At 57.2% G+C, this 13,714-nt stretch carries 14 protein-coding genes; 4 read left to right on the top strand and 10 right to left on the bottom strand.

The window, feature by feature from the left end; all coding sequences use genetic code 11:
- Positions 1–36: 36 nt before the first annotated feature.
- The 3 genes from phnD to tnpB all read right to left on the bottom strand — a co-directional run bounded on the left by phnD (position 37) and on the right by tnpB (position 2,094).
- Positions 37–885 carry a phosphate/phosphite/phosphonate ABC transporter substrate-binding protein gene (phnD, locus tag K0P03_RS20630; protein WP_046802286.1) on the bottom strand — a complete coding sequence of 283 codons (849 nt, stop codon included), beginning with the start codon at positions 883–885 and terminating at the stop codon, positions 37–39.
- On the bottom strand, positions 882–1,691 hold the full coding sequence (gene phnC / locus K0P03_RS20625; protein ID WP_006473175.1) for a phosphonate ABC transporter ATP-binding protein: 810 nt from the start codon (positions 1,689–1,691) through the stop codon (positions 882–884). Before phnC ends, phnD begins: the two co-directional genes overlap by 4 nt.
- Positions 1,692–1,899: 208 nt before the next feature.
- Positions 1,900–2,094 (bottom strand): IS66 family insertion sequence element accessory protein TnpB, encoded by a 195-nt coding sequence (gene tnpB / locus K0P03_RS20620; protein WP_006473174.1) that lies wholly within the window; start codon positions 2,092–2,094, stop codon positions 1,900–1,902.
- Between the two features lie 596 nt (positions 2,095–2,690).
- Between tnpB and K0P03_RS20615 the strand changes: the two genes are divergently transcribed.
- Positions 2,691–3,005: a co-chaperone GroES gene (locus tag K0P03_RS20615; protein ID WP_130520419.1), complete on the top strand. Its 315-nt coding sequence runs from the start codon at positions 2,691–2,693 to the stop codon at positions 3,003–3,005.
- 52 nt (positions 3,006–3,057) lie between these two features.
- A complete protein-coding gene (groL, locus tag K0P03_RS20610; RefSeq protein WP_130520332.1) occupies positions 3,058–4,686 on the top strand; it encodes a chaperonin GroEL in 1,629 nt (542 codons plus the stop codon).
- 375 nt (positions 4,687–5,061) lie between these two features.
- Here groL and K0P03_RS20605 read toward each other — a convergent pair whose 3' ends face one another.
- The 5 genes from K0P03_RS20605 to K0P03_RS20585 all read right to left on the bottom strand — a co-directional run bounded on the left by K0P03_RS20605 (position 5,062) and on the right by K0P03_RS20585 (position 7,774).
- Complete coding sequence (locus K0P03_RS20605) at positions 5,062–5,337, bottom strand: hypothetical protein (protein ID WP_130520334.1); 276 nt, start codon at positions 5,335–5,337, stop codon at positions 5,062–5,064.
- A gap of 97 nt (positions 5,338–5,434) precedes the next feature.
- Positions 5,435–5,815, bottom strand: a complete 381-nt coding sequence (locus K0P03_RS20600; protein WP_130520336.1) for a DUF6481 family protein — start codon at positions 5,813–5,815, stop codon at positions 5,435–5,437.
- Positions 5,816–5,845: 30 nt separating this feature from the next.
- Positions 5,846–6,070: a hypothetical protein gene (locus K0P03_RS20595; RefSeq protein ID WP_130520338.1), complete on the bottom strand. Its 225-nt coding sequence runs from the start codon at positions 6,068–6,070 to the stop codon at positions 5,846–5,848.
- Between the two features lie 120 nt (positions 6,071–6,190).
- Positions 6,191–6,400: a cold-shock protein gene (locus K0P03_RS20590; RefSeq protein ID WP_130520340.1), complete on the bottom strand. Its 210-nt coding sequence runs from the start codon at positions 6,398–6,400 to the stop codon at positions 6,191–6,193.
- A 372-nt stretch (positions 6,401–6,772) separates the two neighbouring features.
- The gene (locus K0P03_RS20585; RefSeq protein ID WP_130520342.1) at positions 6,773–7,774 is read right to left on the bottom strand and encodes a sensor histidine kinase; all 1,002 of its coding nucleotides are present in this window, start codon (positions 7,772–7,774) and stop codon (positions 6,773–6,775) included.
- Positions 7,775–7,938: 164 nt separating this feature from the next.
- Here K0P03_RS20585 and K0P03_RS20580 point away from each other — a divergent pair, with 164 nt between their 5' ends.
- Entirely contained in the window at positions 7,939–11,049 is a 3,111-nt protein-coding gene (locus K0P03_RS20580; protein WP_130520421.1) for a response regulator, read from the top strand.
- Between the two features lie 465 nt (positions 11,050–11,514).
- Here K0P03_RS20580 and K0P03_RS20575 read toward each other — a convergent pair whose 3' ends face one another.
- Positions 11,515–11,763: a DUF982 domain-containing protein gene (locus K0P03_RS20575; protein WP_130520343.1), complete on the bottom strand. Its 249-nt coding sequence runs from the start codon at positions 11,761–11,763 to the stop codon at positions 11,515–11,517.
- Positions 11,764–12,025: 262 nt separating this feature from the next.
- Here K0P03_RS20575 and K0P03_RS20570 point away from each other — a divergent pair.
- Positions 12,026–12,780 (top strand): IS5 family transposase gene (locus K0P03_RS20570; RefSeq protein ID WP_443020527.1). Its coding sequence is split into 2 segments (ribosomal slippage): positions 12,026–12,367 and positions 12,370–12,780, totalling 753 coding nucleotides; the frame shifts between segments, so codons are not numbered across the junction.
- Positions 12,781–12,924: 144 nt separating this feature from the next.
- Here K0P03_RS20570 and K0P03_RS20565 read toward each other — a convergent pair.
- The gene (locus tag K0P03_RS20565; RefSeq protein ID WP_130520345.1) at positions 12,925–13,227 is read right to left on the bottom strand and encodes a DUF982 domain-containing protein; all 303 of its coding nucleotides are present in this window, start codon (positions 13,225–13,227) and stop codon (positions 12,925–12,927) included.
- Between the last annotated feature and the right edge of the window lie 487 nt (positions 13,228–13,714).

Raw genomic sequence — 13,714 nt, 5'->3', positions numbered from 1 at the left:
CTGCGTCGAAAGGTGAGAAACTGTCTCGAACGCGCCTTACTGACTCAGGTCCAAGTTCAGCACTTTACCGAGCTCACGGACGACGTCGTAGGCTTTGTCATCGATCGGAGCGAACCCATCGGCTTTGAAGGATGCCAATACCTTTTCGTCTTTAAGGTCGATGAAGGCTTTGGTGATCGCCTCTTTCAACGAAGTGTCAAGATCCGACCGCATGGTCCAGGGGTACTGCGGGAACGGATCGGACTCGGCGAGGGCGATAACTTTCTTAGGATCAATGGTGCCACGAGCGACCATTGAATTGTAGATGGGCAACGAAAGTCCGCCAATCTGAGCATTGCCATTCTGCACTGCAATAGCCACGGCATCATGCGACCCTACGAAGTTCTCGCTATAGTCTTTTCCAGCCTCAACTCCGGCCTTAAGCAGCATAGATTTCGGGATAAGGTGGCTTGAGGTGGAAGCCACGTCCCCAAACGCGACCTTTTTCCCTTTTGCATCTTCAAGGCTTTCGATGCCAGCCTCTGCATTGGCGACAACTACAGCGCGATAGGTAGTTTCGCCATCCTTCATAACTGCTGCGAAAGGCTCGATATCAGCCTTGGTTTTCGCGAGCGTGTAAGAGAGCGGCCCGAAATAAGCCAACTCAAGCCGGCCGAAACGCATCGCTTCGATCATTGACGAGTAGTCGGTCGTTACGATCAGTTCAATCTCCCGACCGAGTGTCTTCTCAAGATACTCCTCGAGAGGACGATTGTTTTTGATGACAGTGGCGGCGTTCTCGTCCGGTAGCAACGCGACGCGCAATGTCTCTGGATTTGAGCCAGCATGCGCCAACGAACTCCAGCCAAGAACGGCGAGGAATGCGAGGGACAGAAGCTTCTTCATAATGCGGCCTCCATGGCAGCTAAAGGTTGATCATACTCGTAGTTGGACAAATCTTGTGTTGTGGTCGGATTTCTTGGGGCGCTGCGGTAGATCGACGCACACATTTGATCGGTCAGTTCGTCGACAGCGGCGTCCGCAACCACTTCCCCGTCGCGCATAGCAATGACCCGGTCGCCGAACCGGCGAGCTAGATCGATCTGATGAAGGCTGATCACAGCAGTGATGCCGTCGGCTGTGCATATTTCGCGAAGCTGCGACAGGACCTCGACAGCCGTTTCAGGGTCCAGACTTGCAACGGGCTCATCTGCAAGGACCAGTTGGGGCTTCTGGACCAGCGCGCGCGCAATGCCCACCCGTTGCTGCTGACCGCCGGATAGTTGATCCGCCCTGACGAGAGCCTTATCAAGAAGGCCTACGCGTTCAAGGCATTCCAACCCCAGCCTTCGATCCGAACGCGGCATAGGGAACAACGTACGCCAGCCAGAGTGGTAGCCCAGGCGGCCCGTCATGACGTTGTCGAGCGCGCTCAAGCGCCCTATGAGTTGGTGCTGCTGGAATATCATCCCAGTTCGCCTTCGGTGAATGCGAAGCTTAGTTTCCGCATCCAGAGCACCAATATCGTTAGAAGTGATCGAACCAGACGTCGGCGCAACCAAGCCGTTGAGTGTCCGGATGAGGGTAGATTTGCCTGCGCCGGATCTACCGAGGAGCACGACGAACTGACCCTGGTTGAACGTCAATGTCGTTGTCTTCAAAGCTTGGGTGCCGTTGGCATAGGTCACGGCAACTCCGTTCAGAGCCAGCATCACAATAATCCTGATCGTTAGTGGTGCATCGATTGAATATTTGCATCACTATGGGCGACATATGACGTCCGTTTATCAGGCTCGTGAAACTTCAATGACAGCACTTAAACTCAGCTCTACCTCCTCGCGTAGCTGCGATGGAGAAATTTCACCCAGAGCCGCCTGATCATGACGGCCCGGTCCCAATTCTACACCACCTTGACGGATGCTATCCCATATTCGGCCAGATAAACCGGCCCTTCTCCAGCCGCCGGGTAAAAAGGCAGGCGCCCAGACCATCATGCCAGATGATCTTCAAAATATCCGATCTGCGGCCCCTGAAGACGAAGAGATGCCCTGACAACGGATCATGCTGCAGAACCTCCTGCACCCGAAGCGCCAAGGAGGGAAAGCCACAGCGCATGTCCGTATATCCGCGCCTTCCTGGCGGGCACCCTTGATCCCGAATATTCCCGTCAGCTGACCGAGCAACTACGACAGGCAGGCGTCCCGGTTTGACCATGCCGTCGCTGGCAATTAATCTGAGCACGTGGCGGATGTTTGCAAGCAGACCCGGATGTTTGCGAGCACATTGGCAAAGAGCGTGAGCACGACGCCCGCTCCATTGTCAGATAATTCGAGCAGAAAATGCCGATGTTTGCGAGCAGAGGCGCTTATGTTGGCAAGCCGCTACACGTAGCCTTGGAGCTGGCGCTCGAGATCTGATGCAAACCGCATGCTTTCATCTCCGTTGTTCGACCCCGGAATGATGCCGCCATCATTCACGATCATCAACAAATTTCATTGTTCAAATTCGATTTTATCGTAGCATTACAGTATTTTAGCAGCCACTTCCGACGAGTGCTGATTTTTTTCGGCCAGCCTCTTGAAATGAGAAAATCGACAATCCAGATTTTTGCGCGCAGGGCGCTCATGAGAGGTCCTGTACCCGCCCGGACCGGTCATCCGGTCCGGCTCCGGGTGAACATCGTCATCACTGTTTGTCCATTGGAGGAAAACATGTCGTTCCGACCGCTTCACGATCGCATTCTCGTTCGCAGGGTTGAATCTGATGAAAAGACCAAGGGCGGGATCATCATTCCCGACACTGCCAAGGAAAAGCCGCAAGAGGGCGAGGTGATCGCCGTCGGCCCGGGCGCGCGCAACGACGCCGGGCAGGTTCAGCCGCTCGACGTCAAAGTCGGTGACCGCATCCTCTTCGGCAAGTGGTCTGGCACGGAGATCAAGATCGCCGGCGAGGATCTGCTGATCATGAAGGAAAGCGATGTCATGGGCATCCTCAAGGGCCGAGCCGAACAGAAGAAAGCCGCCTGAGCGGTCCCACCCATCCAACCAGTCACAAGCTGCCTATTGAGGAGTTAAAGAAATGGCTGCCAAAGACGTCAAGTTCAGCACCGACGCCCGTGAACGCATGCTGCGTGGGGTCGATGTGCTAGCAAATGCTGTGAAAGTGACCCTTGGCCCCAAGGGGCGCAATGTCGTGATCGACAAGTCCTACGGCGCGCCGCGCATCACCAAGGATGGGGTGTCGGTCGCCAAGGAAATCGAGCTTGAGGACAAGTTCGAGAACATGGGCGCGCAGATGCTGCGCGAGGTCGCCTCGAAAACCAATGATCTCGCTGGCGATGGCACGACGACCGCAACTGTGCTCGCCCAGGCCATCGTCAAGGAAGGCGCCAAGGCGGTTGCTTCCGGTATGAACCCCATGGACCTGAAACGCGGCATCGATCTCGCCGTCGATGCCGTGGTGAAAGATCTCAAGAAGAATGCGCGCAAGATCACAAGCAACTCGGAGATCGCGCAGGTCGGAACCATTTCCGCGAACGGCGATGAGGAAATTGGCCGTTATCTCGCGCAAGCCATGGAAAAGGTCGGCAATGAGGGCGTCATTACGGTCGAGGAGGCAAAGACCGCGGACACCGAACTCGAAGTGGTCGAAGGCATGCAGTTCGATCGCGGCTATCTCAGCCCGTATTTTGTGACCAATCAGGACAAAATGCGTGTCGAACTCGAAGAACCCTACATTCTCATTCATGAGAAGAAGCTGTCGAACCTTCAGGCAATGCTTCCAGTCCTGGAAGCGGTCGTCCAGTCGGGAAAACCGCTGTTGATCATCGCGGAGGATGTGGAAGGTGAAGCGCTCGCGACGCTCGTCGTCAACAAGCTCCGCGGCGGTCTAAAGATCGCAGCCGTGAAGGCACCGGGATTTGGTGATCGCCGCAAGGCAATGCTCGAGGACATCGCCATTCTGACCGGCGGGACTGTTGTGTCGGAAGACCTGGGCATCAAACTGGAAAACGTCACCTTGAATATGCTTGGTCGCGCCAAGAAGGTCGCCATCGAGAAGGAGAATACCACCATCATCGATGGTGTCGGCTCGAAGGCGGAGATCGACGGACGTGTCGCCCAGATCCGCGCGCAAATTGAAGAAACGACCTCGGACTACGACCGTGAGAAGCTGCAGGAGCGCCTCGCGAAGCTGGCGGGCGGCGTCGCCGTTATCCGCGTCGGCGGCTCCACGGAGGTCGAGGTGAAGGAAAAGAAGGATCGTGTAGACGACGCACTGCATGCAACCCGCGCGGCTGTCGAGGAAGGCATCCTACCCGGCGGCGGCGTTGCGCTGTTGCGGGCGGTGAAGGCGCTCGACACCATCCAGGCGGCCAATCAGGACCAGCGGGTCGGTATCGATATCATCCGCCGGGCCATTGAGGCGCCCGTTCGGCAGATCGCCGAAAATGCCGGTGCGGAAGGCTCCGTCATCGTCGGCAAGCTGCGCGAGAAGGCCGATCTTTCGTTCGGCTGGAATGCGCAAACCGGTGAGTACGGCGACCTATATGCTCAGGGGGTGATCGATCCGGCGAAGGTCGTCCGCACCGCGCTTCAGGATGCCGCGTCCGTAGCAGGCCTGCTCGTAACGACGGAAGCGATGATCGCCGAGAAGCCCAAAAAGGAAACCGCTCCTGCCCTCCCCGGTAGCGCAGGCATGGATTTCTAAGCGACACACCGCTGGTCCGTCCTGCACAAGGGCGGACCAGTCCCGGCATTTTTACGCTGTCTGTTCACTCAAGATAGAATTCGGGCGATAGCGTGGATGCGACCACCTCGGCTTCCCAGTAGCCGAACATGCGTTCGGCGGCCTTCTTCCAGCGTACGATTGTGCCTGAAAGATATTACCGATGATTGCGTCGAAGGAGAACTCTACGATGGCGCGAGGCGTTCTGTGCTGTGTTCATCCATGCCGACCGCTTGGCTTATCGCGGCGTTGGAGTGATTTAGGCAGGAGCCTTACATAGCAGCCTCGCAGACCACAAGAAAAGTTCAGGTACGGTAGCGTATAAAGACCGGCGGTTCGGATGACCGTCTATCGTGTTCAGGCACGATCGTAGGTAAAGGAGGTCAGCAGCGTCGTCACGAAATTGCTTGCCCGTTCCTTGACCAGCATTTCGGTCCACTCGCTGGTTCCGCGAAGCCTCAAGTCGGTCTGGATGCTGTCGACGGCCGCTTCTTCGATCCGCTTTATATGGGCGCTGAAGGCTGCTTCACCCGCACCATGGTACATGTCACGGATGACCATGCGCAGGATTTCCTGGATCGCTATCTGCCAGGCCGTATTGATGGCCTGCAGTTCGTTCGTGTTCGGTGCCATCAAAGGCTCCCAAGGAATGAGTAAGTTCGAGCGCGACTGTATATCACGCCTTGATCTATTCCACGGCCGCCTCCATTGGAAAGCGGGCGCTTGGACGTTAAGCCTGCCGGGCCTTCCGGGCGGCGTAACGTCGGTCGCGTTCGGCCTTGCGAGCGGCCTCATCTTCAAGGACACGCGATATCCGAGCGTTTTCAGCGGACTGTCGCGCCTCAATCTCGGCTGCGGCGGCTGCCTCGATGGCTGCCTGCTTTTGCGTGGCAAGAGTTTCGAGGCGGGTGCGCTCCTCGATTTTCAGTCGTTCCCGTTCCGCACGGCGCGCTTCGCGGGCTTCAACAAGTGAGATGCGCTCCGCCTGTCGGGCGGCTTGAACCGGCTCTGCCGCCGTCTTTGCGGCCCGGTAGGCTGTGAGAAGAGCGGCCTTGGCGTCTGCAGCAGCGGAGCGTCGGTCGGTGAGGTCGTTATTTTTGGCGGGTCTCAAATCATTATCCTGATTTAGCGTTTGGGATGATCAACTGGCCTTGGATCGTTTGGCAAGAAGCGCCGATGTTGCAGACATCCGGTCTGCTTGCTCCTTGGCGAGGCGCGCTTCGCGCAGCCTGACTGTCTTGGCGTCGCGTGCTTGAGCTTCGGATTCGAGCTCTTCCGCCGCATTGTTCTTGGCGAAGAACTCCGTCTGGAGATTGCCGAAGGCGGTCTCGGCCTGCTGGCAAGATTTACTATATGTCTCTTTCACTGAATGACCTGATGTGGCTTGAGGCCAGAACGAAAAAGGCCAGGCATGGCGCCTGGCCTAAAAGTGATAATTGCTTCCGGCAGTGCCAGTACATCCGTGGTCAAAGGGAAGCAGCCATCCTTAGGCAGCCTGCAGATTGCAGGCCGACATCTTACCCGACTTCTTGTCGCGCTCGAGGTCGAAGCCGATCTTCTGGCCTTCGACGAGATCGCGCATTCCAGCGCGCTCGACAGCCGAGATGTGAACGAAAGCGTCAGCGCCGCCATCGTCAGGCTGAATGAAGCCGAAGCCTTTGGTGGAATTGAACCATTTAACTGTGCCAGTGGTCATTGTGAACCCTTTCAAGCATAGAGTGAAGAACTGCGGAGCGGATGCCACGCAGACGAAAACCGACTATTTTTGAAAGAGAAGTTCGCTTAGAGCGCGGTGCCAATCGCGCGGTAGACAAAGCTCGGCAAGCAAAAGATCGATGACCCGTCTATATGGGGTCTCGGGCCACTCGTCAACGCTTAGTTTTCAAAACCCCTAAATGCACCTATAGAGTGTTCTTTCCTTCGCGGTTGCGGTGGCAGCCTGAACGTTCGTCCTGGTCTCACGAGGGGTCAATCTGGATCGTTTTATGATGGCGCCGCGGTCCGATACTGGGTCGAAGCGAGACGAACGGTTTCACGATCAAAGTGAAACGATCGGTGGACTGCCCCTTCAGGAAGAAAGGAGGCTCTCCTTCATCCGAAGCGTCACAACGACGCCGCCCTCGACCCAGTTGAAGTCGATCGTGCCGCCCAATTGCCCCGAGATTGTTCTATGCAACAGCTTACTGCCATACCCTTCCGGCGATCTCGGCAGGTGAGCACTCTCGCCACCATGCTCACTCCATACGATCTCGATATCGCCATCGAGCGAAGCCCCGGAAATGTCGAGTAATCCCGTATCGTTGGAGAGCGCACCGTATTTCAGCGAATTCGTCGCCAATTCATGAATGACCAGCGCAAGGCTGGTCGCAGCCTTTTCGCCCAATCCCATGCGAGGGACCGCTACGCGAATGCGGCCGGCGAAGGCGCCCACGTCATCATAAGGCGCCAGCAGGACTGTAAATAGGTCGCCAAGCAAGGCCGCGCTCCCCTGGCTATCCGGGAGGGGGCGTACAAGTTCATGGGCGCGGCCAAGAGCCGTCAGCCTTTGCGTCAACTGCTTGGCCATCTCCTCCTTGGTATCGGTCGAGCGCGACGTGATTTTGGTGAGACCCGCGGCTAGGGCGAGCAGGTTCTTGACGCGATGGCTCATCTCCCCGGCGAGCAGCTCGTGACCTTCCTCGGCCTGCTTTCGTCCTGTGACATCAAGGAAGATGCCCGTCATTTTGTTGGTCGCAGCATTCCCCTCGTTACCCTGGCCTCGCGCGGAAACCCATCGAACGTCCGACGTGGTGGTCAGAATGCGGAAATCGATCTCAAATGGTCCGTCGATGGAACGGGTAGCGACGAATGCCGCTCTGACACGATCTCTGTCGGCTGGATGCACCTTTGCAGAAAGATGTTCGAACGTGAGTTCGGTCTCATAGGGAATGTCCCATAGCTCGTATGCCTTGGCATCCATCACAAATGTGTCGTCATGGATGATCCAGGTCCAAAGGGCCACCCCAGCCGACTTGATCGCCCGCCTGAGTTCGTCTGCACTCCATTCAGGCTGAGACTTTGCTTGGCTCATTTCTCAAACTCTTTCACCCAATGCAAAAACTGACCTCGCTTCAGAACTACCGGGCTGGAAAAGCGTTATCAATGGCCTAATTGAGGCCTACGATCTCGAATGGAAATGTCATGACCCCACACGCTGCGGCTCGATACCAGGATATTTTCGTCGGCAACGGTGAGATGGCGCATATGATGCGCCAGCACGATTGGGCGGGCACATCTCTTGGCTTGCCGCACACTTGGCCTGAGGCACTGAAGGTTGCAGTCCGGCTCTTGCTGACATCGAAATTCGAGATGTGGCTCGGCTGGGGGCCGGACATCGCCTTCTTTTATAATGACGCTTATCGCCCTACACTGGGCAACAAGCACCCCAATGCACTTGCCGTCCCAACGAAAGTACTATGGGCCGAAATCTGGGACGATATCAAAGAGCGTCTGGAAACCGTCTACCACACCGGTCAGGCGACATGGGACAGAGCGCTCCTCCTTCTTCTCGAGCGTAGTGGCTACCCCGAAGAGACCTATCATACCTTCTCATATAGCCCGCTTATCGGCGATGGCGGTAAGGTCGAAGGTGTTTTTTGTGCGGTCACCGAGGAGACCGAGCGGGTCATCGGTGAACGCCGCATGGCGACGATGCGGGCTCTTGCTTCCGGGCTCGCTGCGGCGGACACGAAACACGACGTGTTCAAGGTTTCACGCGAAGCCCTCGGGGAGAACCTTCAGGACCTCCCATTTAGCGCCCTTTATACATTTGACGACGAGAGAAATGCGAGGCGTCAATGGATCTGCGGCGCGCCGGATGATTTCGCTCTCATGCCTGAAGAGATTCGCCGTGGTGCCGATTTGTGGAATATTGAACCCGCTTGGTCGGAACAGGACGTCGCTCTGATAGACCTGTCGACGGCCAATGATGTTCCATCCGGCCCATGGCCGAGAAGCCCAACTCAAGCCGCGGTAATTTCCCTCGCCGGTCAGGGCGGAGACAGGCCGAAAGGGATATTGATCAGTGGGCTCAATCCTCACCGAGCCGTTACCGAGGACTACCTCGATTTTCTGAAGCTGATTGCCGGCCAAATCACCTCCCGTCTGGCGAGTGCCGAGGCATTCGAAACAGAAAGGCGGCGAGCCGCCGCATTGGCCGAGGCCGCTGAATTGCGGGAAAGAGCGGCAGACGCCCTTGAGCAACTCAACCGCCAGCTCTCCTCGGAAATCGAGTTGCGCACAGCGGAACGCGACCGCATGCGCGCCCTTTTTCAACAAGCCCCGAGCTTTATGTGCATATTGAGCGGGCCCGACCATGTATTTGAACTAGCCAACGACGCCTACCTGCAGCTGGTTGGCCATCGCCAGATCGTTGGTCTGAGCGTTCGTGATGCACTTCCGGAGGTAAACGGGCAAGGGTTCTTCGAGTTGCTCGATGGCGTTTTCCAGTCAGGAGAACCTTACATCGGCCGAAACCTGCCGGTATCGCTGCAACGCGAAGGCGAAGATAGACTGGATGAGCGGTTCATCAACGTCATTTACCAGCCGATTTTCGATGCGAATGGAGCCGTCACCGGTATTTTCGTGGACGGTTTCGATGTCACACACCAGAAGCGCGCGGAAGATCAGCTCCAGAGCCTCAACCACACACTTGAGCAGAGGGTGGAGCAGCGCACCCACGAGCTGAGAAGCGCTCTCCTCGATCTGGAGAAGGAAACCCTCGAGCGCGAAACCGCTCAGGTCGCATTAAGGCAGGCGCAAAAGATGGAGGCGCTGGGCAATCTCACCGGCGGCGTTGCCCATGACTTCAACAATCTTCTGCAGGTCGTAAGCGGTAACCTGCAACTTCTAGCCAACGACATTTCCGGGAACCTGCGAGCCGAGCAACGTCTTGAGAACGCGTTGGCGGGAGTCGCCCGCGGGGCAAAGCTGGCATCGCAGCTGTTGGCATTCGGTCGCCGTCAGCCGCTCGAACCCAAGGTCGTCAACGTTCGCAAGCTTATCCAGAACATGGACGACATGCTACGGCGGGCATTGGGTGAAGAAATAGAGCTTGAGACCATCGTCTCCGGTGGCCTTTGGAATACCTTGATCGACCCCGGTCAGCTGGAGAATGCGATCCTGAACCTGGCGATCAATGCGAGGGACGCGATGGAAGGCCGCGGGCGCCTCACCATTGAGACTGCGAATTCCATTCTCGACGACGACTATGCGCGGCTACACGAGGACGTGCGTCCCGGGCAGTACGTTCTTGTCGCGGTCACCGACACCGGAGCGGGCATATCGCCTGATATTATCGAGCATATCCTTGAACCGTTTTTCAGCACGAAGACGGAAGGGAAAGGAAGCGGACTTGGATTGTCCATGGTCTATGGATTCCTGAAGCAGTCCGGCGGCCATCTGAAGATATACAGCGAAGTTGGCCATGGCACGACAATGAAGCTCTATATGCCGCGCACGATGCAGACCGAGGACAGTCTGGCGGATGCAAATGCGATACCGGCAAAGGGCGGCACGGAGACCGTTCTCGTTGTGGAGGACGACGACGCGGTTCGGGAGATTTCGGTGGCGCTGCTAACTGATCTTGGATACCGCGTTCTCAAAGCCCACGACGCGCAGTCGGCATTCGCCATCGTGAACAGCGGCATCCCCATCGACCTGTTGTTTACTGACGTCGTGATGCCAGGCCCGATGCGCAGCACGGAGCTCGCCAGAAGGGCCAAGGCACTATTGCCCGATATGGCAGTGCTTTATACGTCGGGATACACGGAAAACTCGATCGTCCATGGTGGCAGGTTGGATGCTGGCGTTGAATTGCTATCCAAGCCTTACACCCGCGACGCGCTCGCGCGCAAAGTCCGTCATGTCTTGAGCAACGCGCAGCAACACAAGATCGCAGTGGAACGCCTCGAGCGTGAAGAGCGACCGTCTGTGTTGAAGTCCCAGGTTCAACGACATACGGCGCTTCGTGTTCTCGTCGTTGAGGATGAACCGCTCATCCTTATGTCAACGATCGATATGGTGGAGGAACTGGGCCATACCGTCCACGAAGCCAAATCCGCTGAAGTCGCACTGGGCTTGGTGGAAACCCAAAGCATTGATGTATTGCTGACAGACGTGGGTTTGCCCGGTATTTCCGGGATTGACCTCGCTCAACGGGTCCGGGAGCGCTGGCCGAATGTACGGATCGTGTTCGCCAGTGGCGATGATAGCGCGAAAGCGGCTTCTGGTATTGTCGATGCCGATCAGCTTTCGAAGCCATTCACGATTGATAGCCTACGTGCCGTATTGGCCGAAGCAAGCTAGAAGAGGCGAACCGGCGCGGGAGGTTGCCCCATATGGCGGCCCTAATCCATTCGAGGGCGCGCCGGTCGGCTCTTTCGTCGAAAGGACTTCGCCTATGGATAGAACGCGGACATCGACCTACAAGGCCCGGGCGGGCGCAGCCAGATAATCTATTCATTTAAGGAGATGTACTCAGCACTAAAGGGCCGGAGCTACGTGCGACGTGGTGGTCACGTACAAAGAGCACGGACTTTCATGGCTCACTGCGTGCACGGCCAGGCGATCTATGGGGATCCCGTCGAGATTTCTATCGCCCGCTCATCTTCACACCAGCCGGCGTCCGCGCCGTGACGCGGCTGAAATTGTATCACCGCCGGCCTCCTGTCGTCTTCAAGAATGAATCCGCTGCCGAAGTGCGCCCAAAGATTCACGCCTCGGCGTTCCAGTGCCACCGCGCGTCGCAAACTGCGAGGCGGCATGTCAGGCTTACGCGACAACGGCCACATTTGCCTCGCGAGCTGCGGCAAGGAATGCCAGTCGAGCACGCGATAGAGAGCATTCTCCTTCAATAGCGCGAGCGCAAAAGACAAGCGCGCGCTGGAAAGCTCGGCCATAGGTCACCGGCCCTTTTTCCGCCAGGACGAACATGGCGTTTCGAACGTCTTTGATCTCCATGGCACGGCGCATGCCTGGCAGTACAATGGCGAGATCGCGATCCCAAGTTACAGAAAGCATTTCGTATTTCCCTGTCAAATCGGGACTATGAATGCAGATTGTGTGCAGGTGGTTCCGTGTCAGTTCGATGAAATTTGCATGAGAAGCGCGGCATGACAGAGGCCCATCTTCTCGACGAGAAAGTCGCCAGATGCGCGGATCAAGTAAGACGTGAACCGCGCCGATTACGGGCTGAAGCTCTACAAGCTAGGGTCCGGACCCAATAATTAGCTTTCCTTGAGCGCTGGGGCATGATTCATTGCCGCGACGAAAGGGCGGTGAGATGTCTGATTTCTTTTGGTTTTCCGATGCGCAGTGGGAACGGATCGAACCGCTCCTGCCAACGGATGTGCGGGGCAAGCCGCGCGTGGACGATCGTCGCGTGTTGAGCGGAATCGTCCACGCGCTGCGATGCGGTGGACGCTGGGCGGACTGCGCCGACGTCTATGGACCGAAGAAGACGCTCTACAATCGCTTCGTTCGCTGGTCCGAGCGCGGCATCTGGGAAGGCATCTTCAGCGCACTCGCCGGAGCCGAGGATGCGCCGGACAGATTGTTCATCGATAGTAGCTGCATCAAGGTCCACCGCTGCGCAGGCGGCGGAAAAGGGGGGCCATGGCTCATGGTATCGGCCGCACGAAAGGCGGACGGAACACCAAGCTCCATGCCGTCTGCGACGCGAAAGGTCGCCCTCACGTCCTGCTCCTGACGCCCGGCAACGTCCATGACTGCAAGGTGGCGAGGCTGTGTATCGAAGCCCTGCCGCCCACCGCGCAGCTCGTCGCGGACAAGGGCTATGACAGCCAGGCTCTGCGCGAGTGGCTCGACGAGCGCGGTACCGAGGCTGTGATCCCGCCACGTCGAAATCGCAAGGTCCAGTACGAGTACGACCGCGCCGTTTACAAGCAGCGCAACGTCATCGAGCGTATGTTCTGCCGTCTCAAGGACTGGCGTCGCCTCGCCACCCGCTTCGATCGCAACATCAAAAACTTCATGGGTGCCGTCGCTCTCGCCGCAGCCGTCATCTGGTGGCTCTAGTGAGTCCGGACCCTAGGCATCATCAGCCGTCTTCGCGACCGGTGCGCCGGCTATCCTGCAACGCTCGCGACTCGCGGCGGCGGCACGACGCGGGCTATTTGCAAGAGAGGCCGCATCGGCAGCCTCTCCAGTCTCCAGGGGCTCCTATGCGGACAGGCGTCCACCACCGGAGCGCGACCGGATCATCCACGGCATGACGCCGGGAGATTTCACCAGAATGCCCTTCTTCTCTCCAAAAGAGCGAATGGCATTGCGCCCAGTTTTTACCGGTTTGTGACCGTCGAAGGCCATGTAGCAGGTCTTCAATGCCGCGTCGTGAACGATATCACGATCTCTTTCAGGCCATTCTTCCAGAAAATCTATGGCGTCTTCCAGGCACGTTATCTCTCGGATCAGTTCTCTGCGTTCCCTCAGATATACGGGCCTATCAAATACCTTCGAGTTCATCTCTACCTCACTGAAAACGTTGGTGATCAACAAGGGTGGTGTCGGGATCGAGCACCGACCGAGGATGTATTTTCCTAGGTTTTCGGTTTCAAGATCAGTCTCAGCAGCGCCAGTAAAAAACACGACAAGATGGCGCCACGAGCCTATGGGGGGCACCCTCAAACCTCAATCTTCGATGACGACGCCTTATCGATGAACCACTCCCCTAACTCACTGTGATCGCCCCAGTGAACACGAGGGCAGTAACGTCGAGGTCGAACCGCTCTACGGCCTTTGACGTCCTCCCAGGGACCGGTTCGACTAAATGCAGAAAAAAGGAATGCTTCCGGCGGTGCTGTCGCTCAATCTCAGTGTCCGAAATCCTCTGCCCCACGTAGATTCCGTCATCGACTTTGTGTCCCTCGACCAAAACAGAATGCTTCACCGTGAATTTTACTGGGATGATGGTCATTGGTTTCCTCCAGTTGGCAGCACTTTGACACGGACC

Origin of the sequence: Shinella sp. HY16 (genome assembly GCF_028534175.1) — a bacterium.
Taxonomy (GTDB): Bacteria; Pseudomonadota; Alphaproteobacteria; order Rhizobiales; family Rhizobiaceae; genus Shinella.
This window is presented reverse-complemented; position numbering and strand designations above follow the sequence as displayed.